The following is a 19,190-nucleotide window of genomic DNA, read 5'->3' as shown; positions in this document are numbered from 1 at the left end:
GGAAGCAGCCGAGGCTGCTTCCGCAAACTGCGGCAATTGCTGCTATGGTTTTGCTCATGAGCCAAAACCTCTTCCCTCCCAAGTTACGCGCTCCGACTCCTACGCAAACGCGCCTGTCGTTCTGCGACACCAGCCCGCGCGACCTCAAGCGCTGGATCGCTGGCCTGCCCAAGGCCAACATCGGCGAAACCGCGCGCCTGCTCTATCAGGGCCTGGGCGAACTCAACCTGCTGCTCACCCCCAGCGATAATCGTCTGCAACTTTTAGAGTTGCTGCGGCCCGAGGTGTATTTCGTCTGCCAGCATCTGGAACGGCATTTTTTGCATCAGGCGATCATGCTCGACGAGCGCTCGCGCAAGGTCAGCAACCTTTGCCAGGCGCTGCAGGGTCAGCTGGCCATCGGCTATAAACAGATCGTCCTGCGCATCCTGCCGAAATACAGCAAGGATCGCGCGACGCTGGTCAGCACCGCCTTGCAACGCGCCGCGCATGCTCTCAAGGCGCAACTGGTACGCGCAACGCAGCTGTACAGCTCGCCGCCCGAACATGTGTGGTTCGAACTGCATCAGCTGTATCGCAGCGCTTCTGAATTACAGCTGCAGCAGCGGCGACTGCGCGATGATCTGGCGTTTTTGACCAGCGAACTGAGCGTCGAGCAGACCTACATCGCCGCACTGCTATTGGGCAGTGCCCGTTGCAATCAATTGCGCCAGAGCCAGATTGCCAGACTGGCGGAGGTGATCGAGCCATGGAGCGCCCTGCTCAAGCTGCATCCCGGCAGCGCAGACGGCGGTTTGTTTGCGGTCAGCCCGGAACTGGATGTTGGCCCACGCTACCGCAAGATGTTTCGCAGCGAACAACAGAGCGGACTGCTGGGCTTCGATCCACAACCGCTGGTCAAGCAGCTCGAAACGCATTTACGGCAGCAGCCGACCTCGACACCCTTACCCGTCTCCGCCGGCCTCAGCATCGATACCCTGCAACATCTGCACGCCACCTGGGGCCAGGCTGCCGAACGCAGCTTCCAGCGCAGCGCCGGGCAAGGCACATTGACCGTGTGCGTCGGCATGAGCGCCCTGCACTTCTACCTCGGCGGCGAGCGCACGTTCAGCGAATTGCTCAAACACCCCGGTGCCCGCGCGGCAAATTTCAGCAGCGTGGTGGCCAACGGCGAAAAGGACAGCTGGAGTCAGGCGTTCGACGCCGCACCGCAGAGTAACGATGAGCTGTTGCCGTACGAAGAAATCCAGTACGACCAATTAGCCGAGGATGAAGGCCCCGGCAACGCGCCGAACTATCCGACCTACGCCTTGCCCGTGATCAACCACAGCCCCGGCGGCTATTGCCTGGCCTGGCCGAGCGAGGTGCCCGCCGAATTGCAGGCCGGGGAAATGCTCGGCATTCAGGACAGCGAAAGCAGAGGCTGGAGCATTGCGGTGATTCGCTGGATCCGCCAGGTACGCGGCAGCGGCACGCAGATGGGCATCGAACTGGTCGCGCCACACGCCCAGCCGTGCGGCCTGCAACTGGTGCGTTCAAAGGACGATCACGGCCATTACTTGCGCGCTTTGCTGCTGCCGGAGATCAGCGCGATCGACTTGCCGGCCACCGTACTGGCGCCGCGCCTGCCGTTTCAGGAAGGCAACAAAGTGCTGATCAACACTCAAGGCGAGGAACACCGCGCCGGGCTGGATCGGCGGGTGGCGAGTACCCACAGTTTCAACCAGTTCGCCTATCGCTCGCTGGATCCTGCGCAGAATGGCGGGGGTGAAGAGGATTTCGATTCGTTATGGAATTCGCTCTAGACCGAGGCGCGGCCTTCGCGAGCAGGCTCGCTCCCACACTGGAATGAGGTTTGCTGTGGGAGTGAGCCTGCTCGCGAAGGGGCCGGTTCAGGCGCTCAAGAACTCAAAGCTGCCCGTCGCGATCGCGGAAGCCCAACAGATACAACACACCATCGAGACCCAGCGTTGAAATCGCCTGCTTCGCCGACTGCTTGACCAGTGGCTTGGCGCGGAACGCCACACCCAAACCGGCAATTGCCAGCATCGGCAGGTCGTTGGCGCCGTCGCCGACGGCAATGGTCTGCTCCAGGCGCAGACCTTCCTTGTGCGCCAGCTCCTTGAGCAGATCCGCCTTGCGCTGTGCATCGACAATCGGCTCGATCGCCACGCCAGTGCACTTGCCGTCGACCACTTCCAGCTCGTTGGCGAACACGTAGTCGATGCCAAGTCTGGCTTGCAGCTGTTTGGCGAAATAAGTGAAGCCGCCGGACAGAATCGCGGTTTTGTAACCGAGGCGCTTGAGTTCGGCGAACAGGGTTTCGGCGCCTTCGGTCAGACGCAGCGAGGCGCCGATCGAGTCAAGCACGCTGACGTCGAGGCCCTTGAGCAGGGCCAGACGCTCTTTGAAACTGGCACGGAAATCCAGTTCACCGGCCATCGCGCGCTCAGTGATTTCCGAAACCCGATCGCCCACGCCTGCTGCCTTGGCCAGCTCATCGATGACTTCCGCTTCGATCAGCGTCGAGTCCATGTCGAATACCGCCAGGCGCCGGTTGCGGCGGAACAGCGAATCTTCCTGAAAGGCGATGTCGACGTTCAATTCCTGCGCGACGCTGAGGAATTCGGCGCGCAAGGCCTGCGGATCGGCGGCTTCGCCGCGCACGGAAAATTCGATGCAGCCCTTGCCCTTGTCGGCCGGGGTGTCCAGCGGCATGCGCCCTGACAAACGGTCGATATGGTCGATGTTCAGGCCATATTTGGCGGTGATCGCGCTGACAGCCTGCAATTGGCCGGCGGTGACTTTGCGCGTCAGCAGTGTAACGATATGGCGTTTCTTGCCCTGATTGCCCACCCACTGCTGGTAATCCTCTTCGCACACCGGGGTGAAGCGTACTTGCTGGTCGAGTTCGTAGCCTTTGAACAGGATGTCCTTGAGCACCGACTTGCCCTGCTCGGAATCGGGAATTTCAACCAGGATGCCGAACGACAGGGTGTCGTGGATCACCGCCTGACCGATGTCGAGAATGTTCACACCACCTTGTGCCAGAACACCGGTGATGGCCGCCGTCAGACCCGGACGGTCGACTCCCGTGATGTTAATCAGGACGATTTCGCGCAACGCGCACCCCCGCAACTGGAAAAAAACCGCATTCTACCCACTTTCAGTGACCATCGGGCACCGCGAGCGCTTTGCCGGTCTGGGGCCTGTCGCTATACTGCGCGTCAACTTCACGGACAAAGAGCCGAGCTCAAGTGAACCGGCCCACGCCAGTCAAAACCGATAACTTCTTCCTGCTGATCTTCCGTGCACTGCGCCACCGCCGTGTACCGATTGCATTGCGCATTGCCAGCCACAACGTGATCCTGGTCGCTCTGGCCCTGGTGATCTATGCCGGGGTGATGGGGCTGCAATTCAAGCAGGCCATGCACGAGCAGGCCGATGCGCTGGGCGAAAGCCTGACCACGCAGACCGCCACCTCCGCCACCGAGCTGCTGGTGTCCAATGACATCCTCAGCCTCAACGTGCTGCTCAACAACCTGACCAAGAACAAACTGGTGGCCCATGCGGCGATCTACAGTGTGGATAACCGTATCCTCGCCGAGTCCGGTCAGCGGCCCAAGCACAGCCTGTTGGGCGAAGCCGAGGGCATGTACGAGAGCAAGATCACTTTTCAGGACGTGACCGCCGGGCAACTGCGCATCAGCCTGGACATGGATCAGTTCCAGCAGCCGATGACCATCAGCCTGCAGAGCATGGGGATTTTGAGCGCGATTCTGCTGGCACTGTCGCTGGCCCTGAGCCTGCGCATGGGGCGTTATCTGTCGACGCCGCTGCTGCAATTGCGTGTGTGGCTGCGCCGGATCGACGCGCACACCCCGGGCATCGATCGTCAGGATGAAATCGGCGATCTGGCGCGCCAGCTGCACGCCAGCTACGCCCCGGAACCCGAGCATGAGCCTGAACCCGAGCCGGAATTCGCCGAGGATGAAGACGAGCCGGAATTCGAGGTGCGTAACCTGCGTGATCCGAGCTTCGACGAAAGCCGCCCGCTGGCCGCGAAGAAACCGGCGCCGCGTCACTTGGTCAGCACCGTCGAAGACGATGATGACGATGACGCTTTCGCCGACCTGCGCGACGAATCGATCACCGGCGCCGCACAACCGCTGACGCGCAAACCGACCCCTGACGTGCCACAGCACACTGCGGTACTGGCCGTGCAACTGGGTTCGCAGGAACAACTGCGCCGCTTGCCTCGCGCACGTCTGGAAGAATTGCAGGAACGCTATCGCGACTGCCTCGAGCAGGCGGCTTCGCTGTATCAGGGCGAAATCGAAACCCTCAACGATGGCAGCACGCTGCTGCTGTTCCACACCGAAGATTGCGGCGACGACTACCTGACCAACGCCATCTGCTGCGGCGAACTGCTGCGGGCACTGGGTCATCAGTTGCAGATCGAGGTCGCGGACAGCGGCATCACCCTGCAACTGCAGCTTGGCCTGACCTTGGGCGATGAGTTGTTCGGTCTGAGCCAGATTGATCTGCTGCTGACCGATTCGGCCCAGGATGCACTGGCCTTGTCGCAGCACAGCCGCAACCTGCTGCTGGTCGAGCGCAAGATCAGCGATGACGCGCTGATCCGCCAACGTGCGCGGATCCGGCCGATCGCCAGCCCTGAAGGCGCTTGCTGTGTCGAGCGGTTGATGGAGCCTTATCCGTCGATGCTCGAGCGGCAACTGGCGCGGATGCATGAGCGCCGGGCGTAAGGCTTGGGCCTGATACGCAAAAGCCCGCAGACGAGTGATTGTCTGCGGGCTTTTTTGTGTGCGGCGTTATTGGAATCGTGTGCATCACTGAAAGCCCCTCACCCTAGCCCTCTCCCGGAGGGAGAGGGGACTGATTGGGGGAGATTCCAGAGTTACACCGACTTGAACGCCCTGCTTTGAATCCATAATCGCCAAGATCTTTCAGGTGGATGTAAGACGCCAGACACCTCGGTCGGTCCCCTCTCCCTCCGGGAGAGGGCTAGGGTGAGGGGCTTTGATCTTCCACCCCACCTCCAGACACAACAAAGCCCGCACAAGGCGGGCTCTGTTCTGACTCGTTCCAGCCTCAGAAGCGAAACACTTCCATATCGGTACGAATCGGCGAGGCCATCGGAATCTTCGGTTGCTTCTCGGCATCCGCCGCCGGCGCTGCAGGTTTCGGCGCGGCTTTACGCGGGGCCTCGGCCACTGGCGGCTGGTTGGCGAGTGGCTTGAGTGCCACCGACAGTTGCTCGGCCAGACGCTGCAACAGGATCCCCTGCGCCTGCACCTGCGAAGCGGTGCTGCCAGCGTGCAATTCCTGCAGATGAATGATGCGGTTATCGCGCACCTTGCCGCGACGATCGATCAAACGCCATTGCGCATCGAGAATCGCCGGTTGTTTCGCACCCGAGTCCAGACGGGTGATGGTCAGCAGCACCTGCACATCCGGCGTGAATCCGGCGGTAGCAGGCGCCAGGACCACACGCTGGCTGTCCAGGTGACCGGCGACCTGACGCATCAGCAACTGATCGATATCCGACGAAAGGCTGCCAGCCCAACGACCGTCGGTCGCCGCTTGCAGGCTGCCGTCCGGTTGACGTTGCAGCAGGGTTTCGCGCTGAAGGTAATCGGCCACAACCACCGGCCCCAGCAAAACCGCCATGCCCGCGCTTTGCGCAGGCTGAACCGGACTTCCGCTGTCCAGTTGATACAGCGACACCGGCTGGTGAACGCTGCAACCCGCCAGGCCAAGAACGCCGGCGAGCAACAAAATAAGGGGGCGTAGAGCAGTCATCATCCCGTCCAGGTGGCCGCCACAAGGCTGACCACAGTGAAAATACTCAATAAATATGAAGAACGCTCGACCACGCCGGCGCTTGAAAGGCCATATCATCCGTGAATATGCGTTCCGACTCCAGCGCCAAAGCGTCGATCTACGCGTTTAATCGCAGATCGAACGCTCTAGGAAGGCGTTCCAGCCTAATTGAGGTTTTCGACGAGCAGCGCATCCACCCGCTGGAAGCCACGCGGAAGTTTGTTTCCGCGACGTCCACGCTCACCTTTGTAGTGCTCGAGGTCGTCGGCCTTCAGCGACAGGGTCCGTTTGCCAGCCTGCAACACCAGGGTGGCGCCTTCCGGCAGGACGGCGATGTCCGTGACATATTCTTCGCGGCTGGCCACGCGCTCACCGGAAATACCGATGATCTTGTTGCCTTTGCCCTTACCCAATTGTGGCAGATCGCTGATCTTGAAGATCAGCAGGCGACCTTCGGTCGTGACCGAGGCCAGCCAGTTCTGCTCACGATCGGCGACCGGGCGCGGTGCGATGACCTTGGCGTTGTTTGGCAGACTCAACAAAGCCTTGCCAGCCTTGTTCTTGGCTTGCAGGTCTTCACCTTTGACCACGAAACCGTAACCGGCATCCGACGCGATCACGTACAGCGCATCGTCCTCGGGCATCAGCACGCATTCAAACGAAGCACCCGGTGGCGGCGTCAGGCGGCCGGTCAACGGCTCGCCCTGGCCACGGGCCGACGGCAAGGTGTGAGCGGCGACCGAATAGCTGCGGCCGGTGGAGTCGATGAACACGGCAAACTGGTTGGAGCGCCCCGCCGCCGAGGTCTTGAAGCCGTCGCCCGCCTTGTAGGACAGACCGGTGGCGTCGATGTCATGGCCCTTGGCCGAACGTACCCAGCCTTTTTCCGACAACACGACGGTGACTTTTTCGTTCGGCAGCAGATCGTGTTCGCTCAGCGCCTTGGCTTCGGCGCGCTCGACGATCGGCGAGCGGCGGTCGTCGCCATAGGTTTCGGCGTCTTTGAGCAGCTCGGTGCGCACCAGTTTCTTCAGCTTGGCTTCGCTGCCCAGCAGGGCTTGCAGCTTGGCTTGTTCCTTGAGCAGTTCGTCCTGCTCGTCGCGCAGCTTCATCTCTTCCAGTCGCGCCAACTGCCGCAAACGGGTGTCGAGGATGTAGTCGGCCTGAATCTCGCTGAGGGCGAAACGCTCGATCAGTTTGGCTTTCGGGTGCTCCTCGGTACGGATGATGTGGATCACTTCATCCAGATTGAGGTAGGCGATCAGCAAACCGTCCAACAGGTGCAGGCGACGCTCGACCTTGTCGAGGCGGAATTGCAGGCGGCGACGCACGGTCAGCACACGGAATTCCAGCCATTCGACCAGCAAGGCGCGGAGGTTTTTCAGCTGCGGCTTGCCGTCCAGACCGATGATGTTGACGTTGACCCGGTAGGTCGACTCCAGCTCGGTGCTGGCGAACAGATGCTGCATCAGCGCTTCGTGATCGACGCGGCTGTTGACCGGGATAATCACGATGCGGCACGGGTTTTCGTGGTCGGATTCGTCGCGCAGATCGGCAATCTGCGGTGCTTTCGACGGTTTGGCCTGCATCAGCGCGGCGATCTGCTCCAGCACCTTGGCCCCGGAGACCTGATGCGGCAGCGCGGTGACGATGATGTCGCCGTCCTCGACGTGGTACACGGCGCGCATACGCACCGAGCCCTTGCCGGTTTCGTACATTTTCAGCAGGTCGGCGCGCGACGTGATGATTTCCGCTTCGGTCGGATAGTCCGGCCCCTGAATGTGTTCGCAGAGCTGCTCGACCGTGGCTTTCGGCTCATCGAGCAGGCGCACGCAGGCAGTGGCGACTTCGCGCAGGTTGTGCGGCGGCACATCGGTGGCCATGCCTACGGCGATACCGGTGGTGCCGTTGAGCAGAATGTTCGGCAGGCGTGCCGGCAACACCAGCGGTTCCTGCAGGGTGCCGTCGAAGTTCGGGCCCCAGTCAGCGGTGCCCTGACCGAGTTCGCTGAGCAGCACCTCGGAATAGCGCGACAGCCGCGCTTCGGTGTAACGCATGGCGGCGAAGGACTTCGGATCGTCCGGCGCACCCCAGTTGCCCTGGCCGTCGACCAGCGTGTAGCGATAGCTGAACGGCTGCGCCATCAGCACCATTGCTTCGTAGCACGCCGAATCGCCGTGGGGGTGGAACTTGCCGAGCACGTCACCGACGGTACGCGCCGATTTCTTGTGCTTGGAATCGGCATCCAGCCCCAGCTCGCTCATGGCGTAGACGATACGCCGCTGTACCGGTTTCAGGCCGTCGCCGATATGCGGCAAGGCGCGGTCCATGATCACGTACATGGAGTAGTTGAGGTAGGCATTTTCGGTGAAGTCAGCCAGCGAGCGGCGTTCTACACCGTCCAGGCTGAGATCAAGGGAGTCGCTCATGCGGGCCTCATCGGTTCGTTGTCTGGCGCAGCAGCATGGTGCCACCGCGCTGGGTAAATTCAAGTTTGTTCAGGGCGCTCATGCCGAGCAGCACCTGATCGCCATGCAGCCCCGGCGCCACCAATGCGCGGACATCCCGCAGCACAATGTCGCCCAATTGCAGGCGGGCAATCTTCGTTCGATAACCCTGGCTCAGGCCATTGGCCGTGCTCAGGGTCACGCCGAAACCTTCTTGCAGTTTCAAACGCTTGGCCAGATCCGCGGGAATCGCGACATCGGTGGCGCCGGTGTCGAGCATGAACTCGACCGGCTCGCCGTTGATCTGGCCGCTGGCGACAAAATGCCCTTGGGCATTGCTCGCCAGTTTCACCTCGATAAAGCCTTCGCCCTGCTCCGACGTGACCACGATGTTCGGATTCTGCTGGCGCTGTTCCCACTGCCCGAAAAATTTCGTCGCGAGAAACAGCGCCGCGCACCAGGCGAGAACCATCAACACCCGACCGGCACGCTTGCCCGGCGGTTGCCCGCTCATGGCCTGGCGCTCCAGCCACCGTCCGGTGCGGCGAAGCGCCAGACCACCGGGCGGGCCTCGCCGTCGGCTCGCGGGCCGAAATTATTATCGACGCCGATCCACGCGCCCTCGGCGTCAACGATCAGCGCTTCTTCCAGCCCGTAGTTCTGCGAGTAGCGACGTTTTTCCTGCAACAGTTCATCGGCATACGACCAGCATTTCTCGACCTTGGTCGTCTGTGCATCGCGACGACAGATCTCATAAACGTTGCGTTCAAGAGTAAACAGCTTGCCGTTGAACAATGAAATGTCGGAAAAGTCGCGATGAACCGCTTTCGCCTTGGGAAACTGTGGCGGCTGCATCTCCTTGCCGCCCTCACTGAGCAGCACGCAGCGACCGTCGCAATCCCACACCGTCTGCTGGCGCTTGATCAGCAGCAGGCCGCGCTTTTGCCGTTCGGCGGCCAGCCACATCTGATCACCGGCCGGGTTGATCGCCAGGCCCTCGAAGATCGAATTGAACTTCAGCAGCAGGCCGCTCGCCCGCGCCTCGCGAACCAGCAGCGGCGAGATCTTCAGCCAGTTTGCCGGGCCGCTGACCGGCACCTGCAATACTGCTGCGTGAGCCTCGCTGACGATGTAGCGATTGCCAGCGCTGTCGCAACTGATGCCTTCGAAATCCAGATCGCCACCGCGAATGAACGACGCCGCCCAGGTACGCGAGCTCAAGCCCCAAGGCAAGCCGCTTTCGGGCACCGGCGGCACGTCGATGTGCACGGTTTGCGCTTGCCAGACCGGATCGCGGGTATCGAGCCGGTAGATCTGCTCGTCATCGCGATCGGACACCGTCCACAGTTCATTGCCGCACATGGCCAGACCCGACAGGTTGCCGCCGCGCATGCCCTCGACCGGGTGCTCGGAGAGCACGCGCAGTTCCTGCAACGGCTCGGCCGACACGCTCAGCGCACTCAGCAGCAACGCACCCGCCAAGGCCCAGCCAAACTGCATCAGGCCAGCACCTCGGCGAGGTTGCCTTTGGATTCCAGCCAGGATTTGCGGTCGCCGGCGCGCTTCTTCGCCAGCAGCATGTCCATCATTTCCGAGGTTTCGGCGAAGTCTTCGCCCAGCGTCAACTGCACCAGACGCCGAGTGTTCGGGTCCATGGTGGTTTCACGCAGTTGCGGCGGGTTCATTTCACCCAGACCCTTGAATCGGGTGACCTGTGGCTTGCCGCGCTTCTTCTCGGCCACCAGGCGATCGAGAATACCGTCGCGCTCGGCTTCGTCGAGGGCGTAGTAGATCTCTTTGCCGAGGTCGATGCGGTACAGCGGCGGCATCGCCACATAGACGTGACCGGCATCCACCAACGGGCGGAAGTGCTGGACGAACAGAGCGCAAAGCAGCGTGGCGATGTGCAGACCGTCCGAGTCGGCGTCAGCGAGGATGCAGATCTTGCCGTAGCGCAACTGGCTCATGTCCGCCGCGCCCGGATCGACGCCGATGGCCACGGCGATGTTGTGCACTTCCTGGCTGGCGAGTACTTCGCTGCCGTCGACTTCCCAAGTGTTGAGGATCTTGCCGCGCAAAGGCAGGATCGCCTGGAATTCCTTGTCCCGCGCCTGCTTGGCCGAACCGCCGGCGGAATCACCCTCGACCAGAAACAGCTCGGAACGCATCGGGTCCTGCCCGGCGCAGTCAGCCAGTTTGCCGGGCAGCGCCGGGCCTTGAGTGACGCGTTTGCGCTCGACCTTCTTGCTCGCCTTGAGGCGACGGCCAGCGTTGTTAATCGCCAGTTCGGCCAGGGCCAGACCGGTTTCCGGGTTGGCGTTGAGCCACAGGCTGAACGCATCCTTGACCACACCGGAGACGAACGCCGCCGCTTCCCGGGATGACAGACGTTCTTTGGTCTGGCCGGAGAATTGCGGTTCCTGCATTTTCATCGACAGGACGAACGCGATGCGTTCCCAGACGTCTTCCGGCGCCAGCTTCACGCCGCGCGGCAGCAGGCTGCGGAACTCGCAGAACTCGCGCATCGCATCGAGCAGGCCCTGACGCAAACCATTGACGTGGGTACCGCCCTGCGCGGTCGGGATCAGGTTGACGTAGCTTTCCTGCACCGCGTCGCCGCCTTCCGGCAGCCACAGCAGCGCCCAGTCGACCGCTTCTTTATTACCGGCGAAGGCGCCGCAAAATGGCTCGTTCGGCAGGCGCTCGAATTCGCTGACCGCATCCACCAGATAGGAGCGCAGGCCGTCTTCGTAATGCCACTCGACTTTCTCGCCGGTACCTTTGTCTTCGAAGCTGACCAGCAGCCCAGGGCACAGTACTGCCTTGGCCTTGAGCACGTGCTTGAGGCGGCTGATGGAAAATTTCGGCGAATCGAAGTATTTCGGATCCGGCGCGAAGTACACGCTGGTGCCGGTATTGCGCTTGCCAACGGTGCCGACGATTTCCAGCTCGGAGGCCTTGAAGCCGTCCTTGAAGGTCATCTGGTATTCGTTGCCGTCACGTTTGACCCGCACGCGCACTTCGGTGGACAGCGCGTTGACCACGGAAATACCCACGCCGTGCAGACCGCCGGAGAACTGGTAGTTCTTGTTGGAAAACTTGCCGCCCGCGTGCAGTTTGGTGAGGATCAGTTCAACGCCGGACACACCCTCTTCCGGGTGAATGTCGACGGGCATGCCACGGCCGTCGTCGCTGACTTCCAGCGAATGGTCGGCGTGCAGGATGACCTGCACCGATTTGGCGTGGCCGGCCAGGGCCTCGTCGACGCTGTTGTCGATGACTTCCTGGGCGAGGTGGTTCGGCCGACTGGTGTCGGTGTACATGCCGGGGCGTTTGCGCACCGGGTCGAGGCCCGAGAGGACTTCGATGGCGTCGGCGTTATAAGAACTAGCGCTGGGAGTGGCCATAAGGTCTCGTCGTCAGTCATTCATGAAAGAGGGGCAAGACTTCACAGCGTGGTGAAATCGATTGCCTGATACATATCGGCAGCCATGCCGGCAAAACTCAGCAACGCCGGCAATTGCCCGGCAAAGCCCTGGAAACTGTGGTCGCCGCCAGCCTGGATGCGCAAGGCACAGGCGCGGTAATACTGTTGGGCGAGGCGATAATCCAGCGTTTCGTCGCCGGTTTGCAACCAGACCTGATAACGCTGCGGATCCTGCGGCGCCGGCACTTCCAGTTCCGCCAGCGCCGTGACGTGGTCGTGGGTCAGTTCCCAGGTTTCATCGGTATAGAGGTTTTTCTGCGTGCCCAGATAACCATCGAACATCCGGTGCGGGCTGACCGCCGGGTTGACCAGCAAGGCTTTCAGGCCATGGCGCTCGGCCAGGTGAGTCGCATAGTAGCCGCCGAGCGAACTTCCCACCAGCAACGGCCGGCCCAGCTCGGCGATTGCCTGCTCGAGCTGACCGATGGCTTCGCGCGGATGGTGATGCAGCGCCGGCACGCGCAATTGCCCGCTCAAACCCAGCTGCTCCATGACCGCGACCAGCTGACAGGCCTTCTTCGAGGCCGGCGCGCTGTTGAAACCGTGGATATAGAGGATCGAACCGGACATTTGAGCTCCCTGGCTGTCGGCGAAAGATAGCGGAGTTTACAGGGAGTCAGAGCAATCGTGGGTGTTTGTGCGGTCGCCTTCGCGAGCAGGCTCGCTCCCACAGGGAAACGCGTTTCAATGTGGGAGCGAGCCTGCTCGCGAAGCGGCCTGTGGGGTCTCAGTAACCTTCGGAACCGTAATCAACCTGAAAGTCGAATCCGGTAACGCGCTCAACCCCGGTTTCCAACCCCCCATCCGGCAACAACCGCAACCACCGATACCCCGGCGCCTGCTCGCCGATCTTGAAATCCGCACTCCCCGGCTCGAACTGGATGCACGTCGAAGGCGAGGCCATCAAGCGCACGCCATTGCGGTCACGATCGATTTCCTGATGCACATGCCCCCACAACACCGCGCGAACCTGAGGAAAGCGATCCAGCACTTCAAAGAACGCTTCCGGGTTGCGCAGGCCGATCGGCTCCATCCACGCGCAGCCGATCGACACCGGATGATGATGCAAGCACACCAGATGATGACGCTCCGGCGCTTCGCTCAGCGAGCGCGCCAGCAACTGCAATTGATCGTCCTGCAGATAGCCCGGTACCGAGCCCGGCACGGCTGAGTCGAGCATCGTCACCCGCCAATTGCCGATATCGACCACAGGCTCCAGCAACGTGCTCTGCACCGCCGCCTCGGCCATGACCATCGGCTCGTCGTGATTGCCGGGAAGCCAGCGCGCTGGCGCATCGATCTGCGCGCTCAGTTGGCGAAAGGCCTGATACGACCCCAGCGTGCCGTCCTGGGAAATATCTCCGGTGGCCAGCACCAGATCGATCCGCGGCTGTTGCCCCAACACCAGGTCGATGACTTTTTGCAGGCTCTCGCGGGTCTTCATGCCCAGCAGCTTGCCGTCCGCTTCGGCGAACAAGTGGCTGTCGGACAACTGCACGAGCAGTGCCGGGTCGGCGCTGGTCAATGTCGATACGCTGGACAAAGCGTTCTCCCGGGCTAAGGCACGCAATGAATGGGTGCGGCAATTATGCTGGGGGATGACACAAAGGGGAAACCGCCGAAGCGGACGCAGTTCACAACTAGCGAACGACTTCGTACTCGTGCCCCAACGCCAGGCAATGACTCAGCCATTCGCCCAGGAACACATTGAGCTGGGCCTTCTCATCAGGCTGATGCATGGCGGCGTTCGGGTAAGGATAGATGCCGCGAAAGCGTCGTGCATGTTCGGCGCTGACCACTTCGGCCATGCGCGCGTCGTGATAGACCTGCACCTCAAGTTGCGGCACCGGCAACCACGGCAGGCTGTGCTCCTGGCGCACCTGCAAGGTCGTGGTGTACGGGCAGGTCTGCAGCACTTCGAGGGCGAGCACGCCGAGCATCTGCTCGCCCTGGGTCACAGCGATACGCCGCGCCTCGGGTTCGTTGCGCATGTCCGGCAGCAGTCGCATCAGGCGCGCGTAGTTGGCCTCGCAGGCGGCTTGCAGCCCCACGAGGTCAACCCGATAACGATCGCGCAGCTTGTTTACGACCATAACCCCCTCACTTCGGCGCGGTTCAGCGCCAGCCACTGCAAGGCGATGATGCTCGCCGCGTTGGCAATACGTCCGTCACGAACGGCCTGCAAGGCATCTTCGAATGCCCAGACCGTAACGCGAATGTCTTCGGCCTCTTCTTCCAGCCCGTGCAGACCGCCGACGCCGTCGGTGCTGCAACGCCCCAGATACAAATGCACGAACTCGTTGCTGCCACCCGGCGACGGGAAATACTTGGTCATCGGCCACAACGCCTTGATGTCCAGCCCAGCTTCCTCCTGCGCCTCGCGGTGAGCAACTTCTTCCGGTTGCTCATCCTTGTCGATCAGACCGGCGACCAGTTCGACCAGCCACGGGTTGTCGGCCTTGCCCATGGCGCCGACGCGAAACTGCTCGATCAGCACCACCTCATCGCGCTGCGGATCGTAAGGCAACACGCACACGGCATCGTGGCGCACGAAGATTTCACGGTTGATCTCGCGACTCATGCCACCGGCGAACAATTCATGGCGCAGGTGCACACGGTCGAGCTTGTAGAAGCCCTCGTAGCATTTTTCGCGCCGCACGATATCGACGGCGGTCGGAATGGCGTTGGCAAAGTCAGTCATAATCATCCTCTTTACTGCACATCCATTACGAGGTTTCTGAGTACAACCGGCAACCTCGACTTCGCGCCATCCTAACGCGCCCGCACCGTTTGATGCAGCCCCTTTACCGTCAGCGGGATGGACGGTGACGGTGAAACCCACTCTAATTAGCTTAGTGGCGAACTGACTGCCTCGTTGAGAGTCGAAGCGGTAACTTTTCGCCTTCCCCTGCTTTCGAAAGGACGCCCATGTCGCTTTTCAAAATCGCCTCTGTGGCCGCTATTGCCCTGACTCTGGGCGCGTGTGCCAGCCTGTTCCAGCCCAACTACCGCACGCCGCTGGAAACCACCCGCGACGCCTCGGAACAACTCAAACCCGGCTGTTCCAACCCCGATTGCCCGTTGGTGAACATCGACACCCTGCGCTTCCCGGATGAGCCGGCACTGGACGGCATCATCGAAAAGCGTCTGCTGCAAATGACCCGCACCGAGAAGAACGCACCCGTAGCGCCAACCCTGGCCGCCTACCGCGAGCAGTTCCTGGCCAGCGCCGGCCCGCGCAACAGCAGCTACCTGCAAGCAAAAGTACGCGAGCAGCATGACGGACTGGTGATCATCGAGCTGTCGAGTTACCTCGACACCGGCGGCGCCCATGGCAACCCGGGTCGCGGCTTCATCAACTATTCGCGCCAGCAGCACAAGGTGCTGAATCTGTCGGACATGTTGCTGCCGGGTCAGGAAGAGGCGTTCTGGAACGCCGCGCAAGTGGCGCACAACAGCTGGCTGATCAGCACCAAACTCGATCAGGAGGCTGAATTCGTCGCGAACTGGCCGTTCGTCAAAACCCCGCACGTAGCACTGACCTACGGCGGCGTGATCCTCAAGTACGACGTGACCACCATTGCACCTTACGCGCTGGGCCACGTCGAACTGAAGATTCCTTATCCGCGCCTGAACGGCATTCTCAAGCCTGAGCTGTTTCCCGGCCGTAACTGAAAGCCCGGCCCAGGAGGAGTTGCAGCAGCCCTGCCAGCACCAGCGCCGGCAGGGTGGCGCCGACCTCCGGGTACAGATTCGCCAGCAAGTGGTAAGTGCTGACCCCACCCAGCCACGCCAGCAACGCCGGCCAGCGCAATGCGGCTGACGCGACCTGCGCACTGCGCTTGCGCAGGATGAAGTGATCGACCAGCACCACGCCGAACAGCGGCGCGAACACCGAGCCGATCAGCAGCAGGAAATTCTGGTACTGCGCCAATGGCGCCAGCAGGGCAATCAGCGTGCAGATCACGCCAATGGCCAGGGCCAGATGCTCGACTTTCAGACGCCACAGAATCCCGCTGGAAACCGCCGCCGAATGAATATCGGCGAAAGCATTTTCCGACTCATCCAACAGAATCAGCAGCAGCGGAATGCCCAGACCGGCGCCCGCCAGAGCCAATAACAACGCGTTGACTTCTCCACTCGGGGCAAACGCCAGGGTATAGGCGACGCCAAGGCTCATCAGCCAGAAATTGCCGATGAAGAAACCCACCGCCGTGCCACCGAAAACGTTCTTCGCGCGCTTGCCGAAACGCGAGTAATCGGCAATCAGCGGCAGCCACGACAGCGGCATGGCGATGGCAATGTCGAAGCCCACGGCGAATGGCATCGAACCGTCACCGGCACGCGCCCACAGTGCCGGGAGGTCGGCTTTGGCGAACAGGTTCCAGGTCAGCCACAGGCACGCCGCGAGCAGCAGCCAGATGCCCCACTTGCGCAGAATCTGCCGCACGAACGTCAACGGCCCGCTCACGGCAAGCAAGGTCGCCAGCGCACCGAAAAACAGCGTCCACAGCATCGGATTGGCCCACAGCGAGCCTTCGCTGAACGCTCGGGTGCCGAGCAGGCTGGCGGCATCGCGCATGACGATGATTTCGAACGAGCCCCAGCCGATCAGTTGCAGCAGATTGAGCAATGCCGGCAGGCTCGCACCTTTGCGGCCGAGGCTGAGCTTCAGCGCCGCCATCGACGACAGGCCGGTGTCGCTGCCGATCACGCCGACCGCAGCCAGCAGCAGTACGCCCACCAGCGTGCCAAGGAAAATCGCCAGCAACGAGCCGGACAGGCCCAGGCCCGGCGCGAGCAATGCGCCGGTCTGCAAAACCATCAGACCGATGCCGAGGGAGAACCACAGGGAAAACAGATCGCGCCCGCCGAAGACACGCTTTGCAGCGGGGACGGCGAGATCGGGGGAGTAGGTGCCGGGTTGAATGTTCACAGGAATATCTCAGGGAGCTTATTGTTTTGGGTCGCTGATCACCCTTGTGGCGAGGGAGCTTGCTCCCGCTCGGCTGCGAAGCAGCCGCCCATCCGGTCACCACGATTCTGACTGCCAGAACGCGGTGACTGATTTTGGGCCTGCTTCGCAGGCCAGCGGGACCAAGCTCCCTCGCCACAGGTGAACGCCGCTCGGTCAGACTTTCTTGTACAGCTGACTGCCTTCCTTCTTGAACCGCTCGGCCTGCTCCGCGAGGCCTTTGGCGACGTCCACGTCGACCGCATCGATGCGCTGGTTGGCCGCGTATTCGCGGACTTCCTGGGTGATCTTCATCGAGCAGAATTTCGGCCCGCACATCGAGCAGAAATGCGCGACCTTGGCCGAGTCCTTCGGCAGGGTCTCGTCGTGATAGGAACGCGCGGTATCCGGATCCAGGCCGAGGTTGAACTGGTCCTCCCAACGGAATTCGAAACGCGCCTTGCTCAGCGCATTGTCGCGAATCTGCGCGCCGGGATGCCCCTTGGCCAAGTCCGCTGCGTGCGCGGCGATCTTGTAAGTGATGATCCCGGTTTTCACGTCATCCTTGTTCGGCAGGCCCAAGTGCTCCTTCGGGGTCACGTAGCAGAGCATCGCGCAACCGAACCAGCCGATCATTGCCGCACCGATGCCGGACGTGATGTGGTCGTAACCCGGGGCGATGTCGGTCGTCAGCGGGCCGAGGGTGTAGAACGGCGCCTCGTCGCAGCATTCGAGCTGCTTGTCCATGTTCTCTTTGATCAACTGCATCGGCACATGGCCCGGGCCTTCGATCATGGTTTGCACATCGTGCTTCCAGGCGATCTTGGTCAGCTCGCCGAGGGTTTCCAGCTCACCGAATTGCGCGGCGTCGTTGGCGTCGGCAATCGAGCCCGGACGCAGGCCGTCGCCGAGCGAGAAGCTGACGTCGTAGGCCTTCATGATTTCGCAGATTTCTTCGAAATGGGTGTAGGCGAAGTTTTCCTTGTGATGCGCCAGGCACCACTTGGCCATGATCGAACCGCCACGCGAGACGATGCCGGTCACGCGTTTGGCGGTCAATGGCACGTAACGCAGCAGCACGCCGGCATGGATGGTGAAGTAGTCGACGCCCTGTTCGGCCTGTTCGATCAGCGTGTCGCGGAACAACTCCCAGGTCAGGTCTTCAGCAACGCCGCCGACTTTTTCCAGTGCCTGATAAATCGGTACGGTGCCGATCGGCACAGGCGAGTTGCGGATGATCCACTCGCGGGTTTCATGAATGTGCTTGCCGGTGGACAAGTCCATGATGTTGTCCGCGCCCCAGCGAATGCCCCAGGTCAGTTTCGCCACTTCTTCTTCGATCGAAGAACCCAGGGCGCTGTTGCCAATGTTGCCGTTGATCTTCACCAGGAAGTTACGCCCGATGATCATCGGTTCCAGTTCAGTGTGGTTGATGTTGGCCGGGATGATTGCGCGGCCACGGGCGATCTCGTCGCGGACGAATTCCGGGGTAATGATCTTCGGCACGCTGGCGCCGAAGCTGTGGCCGGGGTGTTGCTGATCGAGCAGGCCGGCGGCGCGAGCCACTTCCAGCTTCATGTTTTCGCGGATGGCCACGAACTCCATCTCGGGCGTGATGATGCCCTGCCGTGCGTAATGCATCTGCGTGACGTTGTGCCCGGCCTTGGCGCGGCGCGGGTTGTTGACGTGGGCGAAGCGCAGTTTGGTCAGTTCCGGATCGGCCAGGCGTTCGCGGCCGAAGTTGGAGCTCAGACCGGCGAGGCGCTCGGTGTCGCCGCGATCATCGATCCACGCCGAACGCACATCGGCCAGACCTTTGCGCACATCGATGATGACATTCGGATCGGTGTACGGGCCGGAAGTGTCGTAGACAGTGACGGGCGCGTTGATCTCGCCGCCGAAGTCGGTCGGGGTTACATCGAGGCTGATTTCGCGCATCGGCACGCGGATGTCCGGGCGCGAGCCCTGAACGTAGATTTTTTGCGAACGGGTGAACGGCTTGACCGATTGCTCGTCGACCCTGGCCGAGTCACTGAGGTTGATCGCGTTATTTTCTTTTGTTGTCATCACGGGCTCTCCAGACAGCATCCAGCAGTGGATTGTCGGAGCAGAACCTGAAAGGCACGGACGCACCAGGACCGGTGCTGTGCATTCGTCACGAGCGTTCGATTGTCGAACAATATCCCGGACGAAGCACAAGAGGACTCGCCGGGTGACGAGAAATCTTGTTCCCTACGCAGGCGCTAACCTGATCAGGTTCAACGGGATCCGAAATTATTCGATCTCAGCCTCATAGCAAGGCACCCCGACAAGAACCCGGCCAGTCTAGACACAACCGCCGGGGAACGCCAACACCGCAACGAACGCCTTGATGAATGGCGTAAATACACAGGCTTGCCCGATTGTTGCCGGAGCAATGCGCAACTACACTCGCTTGGCCCGGCTCAGCCTTGAC

The 19,190-nt window shown here is 61.6% G+C and carries 15 protein-coding genes and 1 riboswitch; of the genes, 3 read left to right on the top strand and 12 right to left on the bottom strand.

All coding sequences use genetic code 11. From position 1 onward, the window contains the following. The first annotated feature begins 56 nt into the window (after window positions 1-56). Window positions 57-1,805, top strand: coding sequence for a hypothetical protein (locus LIS66_RS02445; RefSeq protein WP_042607787.1), 1,749 nt, complete (start codon window positions 57-59; stop codon window positions 1,803-1,805). Window positions 1,806-1,908: 103 nt separating this feature from the next. On the opposite strand, the gene serB is transcribed toward LIS66_RS02445, so the two are convergent. After that, the gene (gene serB, locus LIS66_RS02440; RefSeq protein WP_227973548.1) at window positions 1,909-3,123 is read right to left on the bottom strand and encodes a phosphoserine phosphatase SerB; all 1,215 of its coding nucleotides are present in this window, start codon (window positions 3,121-3,123) and stop codon (window positions 1,909-1,911) included. A 134-nt stretch (window positions 3,124-3,257) separates the two neighbouring features. Here serB and LIS66_RS02435 point away from each other — a divergent pair, with 134 nt between their 5' ends. After that, window positions 3,258-4,769, top strand: coding sequence for an AhpA/YtjB family protein (locus LIS66_RS02435; RefSeq protein ID WP_227973546.1), 1,512 nt, complete (start codon window positions 3,258-3,260; stop codon window positions 4,767-4,769). 346 nt (window positions 4,770-5,115) lie between these two features. On the opposite strand, the gene LIS66_RS02430 is transcribed toward LIS66_RS02435, so the two are convergent. The 9 genes from LIS66_RS02430 to LIS66_RS02390 all read right to left on the bottom strand — a co-directional run bounded on the left by LIS66_RS02430 (window position 5,116) and on the right by LIS66_RS02390 (window position 14,482). Continuing rightward, on the bottom strand, window positions 5,116-5,826 hold the full coding sequence (locus LIS66_RS02430; protein WP_039756820.1) for a PqiC family protein: 711 nt from the start codon (window positions 5,824-5,826) through the stop codon (window positions 5,116-5,118). Window positions 5,827-6,011: 185 nt separating this feature from the next. Next, window positions 6,012-8,276: a DNA topoisomerase IV subunit A gene (parC, locus tag LIS66_RS02425; RefSeq protein ID WP_227973545.1), complete on the bottom strand. Its 2,265-nt coding sequence runs from the start codon at window positions 8,274-8,276 to the stop codon at window positions 6,012-6,014. A gap of 7 nt (window positions 8,277-8,283) precedes the next feature. Continuing rightward, window positions 8,284-8,808: a retropepsin-like aspartic protease family protein gene (locus LIS66_RS02420; protein ID WP_227973544.1), complete on the bottom strand. Its 525-nt coding sequence runs from the start codon at window positions 8,806-8,808 to the stop codon at window positions 8,284-8,286. Beyond that, on the bottom strand, window positions 8,805-9,794 hold the full coding sequence (locus LIS66_RS02415; RefSeq protein WP_227973543.1) for an esterase-like activity of phytase family protein: 990 nt from the start codon (window positions 9,792-9,794) through the stop codon (window positions 8,805-8,807). The genes LIS66_RS02420 and LIS66_RS02415 overlap by 4 nt, the downstream gene beginning before the upstream one ends. Beyond that, window positions 9,794-11,701: a DNA topoisomerase IV subunit B gene (parE, locus tag LIS66_RS02410; protein ID WP_024011346.1), complete on the bottom strand. Its 1,908-nt coding sequence runs from the start codon at window positions 11,699-11,701 to the stop codon at window positions 9,794-9,796. The genes LIS66_RS02415 and parE overlap by 1 nt, the downstream gene beginning before the upstream one ends. Window positions 11,702-11,742: 41 nt before the next feature. Beyond that, a complete protein-coding gene (locus tag LIS66_RS02405; protein WP_227973542.1) occupies window positions 11,743-12,351 on the bottom strand; it encodes a YqiA/YcfP family alpha/beta fold hydrolase in 609 nt (202 codons plus the stop codon). A 157-nt stretch (window positions 12,352-12,508) separates the two neighbouring features. Then, window positions 12,509-13,324 (bottom strand): 3',5'-cyclic-AMP phosphodiesterase, encoded by an 816-nt coding sequence (gene cpdA, locus LIS66_RS02400; RefSeq protein WP_227973540.1) that lies wholly within the window; start codon window positions 13,322-13,324, stop codon window positions 12,509-12,511. Window positions 13,325-13,421: 97 nt separating this feature from the next. Then, entirely contained in the window at window positions 13,422-13,874 is a 453-nt protein-coding gene (locus LIS66_RS02395) for a DUF1249 domain-containing protein (protein ID WP_016771972.1), read from the bottom strand. Further along, on the bottom strand, window positions 13,865-14,482 hold the full coding sequence (locus LIS66_RS02390) for an NUDIX domain-containing protein (protein ID WP_024011344.1): 618 nt from the start codon (window positions 14,480-14,482) through the stop codon (window positions 13,865-13,867). The genes LIS66_RS02395 and LIS66_RS02390 overlap by 10 nt, the downstream gene beginning before the upstream one ends. A gap of 227 nt (window positions 14,483-14,709) precedes the next feature. On the opposite strand from LIS66_RS02390, the gene LIS66_RS02385 reads away from it, so the two are divergent. Beyond that, on the top strand, window positions 14,710-15,456 hold the full coding sequence (locus tag LIS66_RS02385; protein ID WP_227973539.1) for an RsiV family protein: 747 nt from the start codon (window positions 14,710-14,712) through the stop codon (window positions 15,454-15,456). Here LIS66_RS02385 and cytX read toward each other — a convergent pair. Together cytX and thiC are read right to left on the bottom strand one after the other, a co-directional pair. Then, a complete protein-coding gene (gene cytX, locus LIS66_RS02380) occupies window positions 15,425-16,717 on the bottom strand; it encodes a putative hydroxymethylpyrimidine transporter CytX (protein ID WP_227973538.1) in 1,293 nt (430 codons plus the stop codon). The two genes, LIS66_RS02385 and cytX, sit on opposite strands and share 32 nt — an antisense overlap. Before the next feature lie 195 nt (window positions 16,718-16,912). Continuing rightward, complete coding sequence (thiC, locus tag LIS66_RS02375) at window positions 16,913-18,802, bottom strand: phosphomethylpyrimidine synthase ThiC (RefSeq protein ID WP_123419877.1); 1,890 nt, start codon at window positions 18,800-18,802, stop codon at window positions 16,913-16,915. Between the two features lie 145 nt (window positions 18,803-18,947). Continuing rightward, a riboswitch (TPP riboswitch) is annotated at window positions 18,948-19,053 on the bottom strand. Window positions 19,054-19,190 lie beyond the last annotated feature (137 nt).

Origin of the sequence: Pseudomonas sp. HN2 (genome assembly GCF_020736465.1) — a bacterium.
Taxonomy (GTDB): domain Bacteria; phylum Pseudomonadota; class Gammaproteobacteria; order Pseudomonadales; family Pseudomonadaceae; genus Aquipseudomonas; species Aquipseudomonas moraviensis_A.
The sequence above is the reverse complement of the archived record's forward strand: the minus strand, read 5'-3'. Positions and strand labels throughout refer to the sequence as shown.

Excerpts from the sequence above, each read along its gene's own strand:
- LIS66_RS02445 (WP_042607787.1), top strand. The coding sequence starts at position 57 with ATGAGCCAAAACCTCTTCCCTCCCAAGTTACGCGCTCCGACTCCTACG.
- LIS66_RS02430 (WP_039756820.1), bottom strand. The coding sequence starts at position 5,826 with ATGACTGCTCTACGCCCCCTTATTTTGTTGCTCGCCGGCGTTCTTGGC.
- parC (WP_227973545.1), bottom strand. The coding sequence starts at position 8,276 with ATGAGCGACTCCCTTGATCTCAGCCTGGACGGTGTAGAACGCCGCTCG.
- LIS66_RS02420 (WP_227973544.1), bottom strand. The coding sequence starts at position 8,808 with ATGAGCGGGCAACCGCCGGGCAAGCGTGCCGGTCGGGTGTTGATGGTT.
- LIS66_RS02415 (WP_227973543.1), bottom strand. The coding sequence starts at position 9,794 with ATGCAGTTTGGCTGGGCCTTGGCGGGTGCGTTGCTGCTGAGTGCGCTG.
- parE (WP_024011346.1), bottom strand. The coding sequence starts at position 11,701 with ATGGCCACTCCCAGCGCTAGTTCTTATAACGCCGACGCCATCGAAGTC.
- LIS66_RS02405 (WP_227973542.1), bottom strand. The coding sequence starts at position 12,351 with ATGTCCGGTTCGATCCTCTATATCCACGGTTTCAACAGCGCGCCGGCC.
- LIS66_RS02395 (WP_016771972.1), bottom strand. The coding sequence starts at position 13,874 with ATGGTCGTAAACAAGCTGCGCGATCGTTATCGGGTTGACCTCGTGGGG.
- LIS66_RS02390 (WP_024011344.1), bottom strand. The coding sequence starts at position 14,482 with ATGACTGACTTTGCCAACGCCATTCCGACCGCCGTCGATATCGTGCGG.
- LIS66_RS02385 (WP_227973539.1), top strand. The coding sequence starts at position 14,710 with ATGTCGCTTTTCAAAATCGCCTCTGTGGCCGCTATTGCCCTGACTCTG.
- thiC (WP_123419877.1), bottom strand. The coding sequence starts at position 18,802 with ATGACAACAAAAGAAAATAACGCGATCAACCTCAGTGACTCGGCCAGG.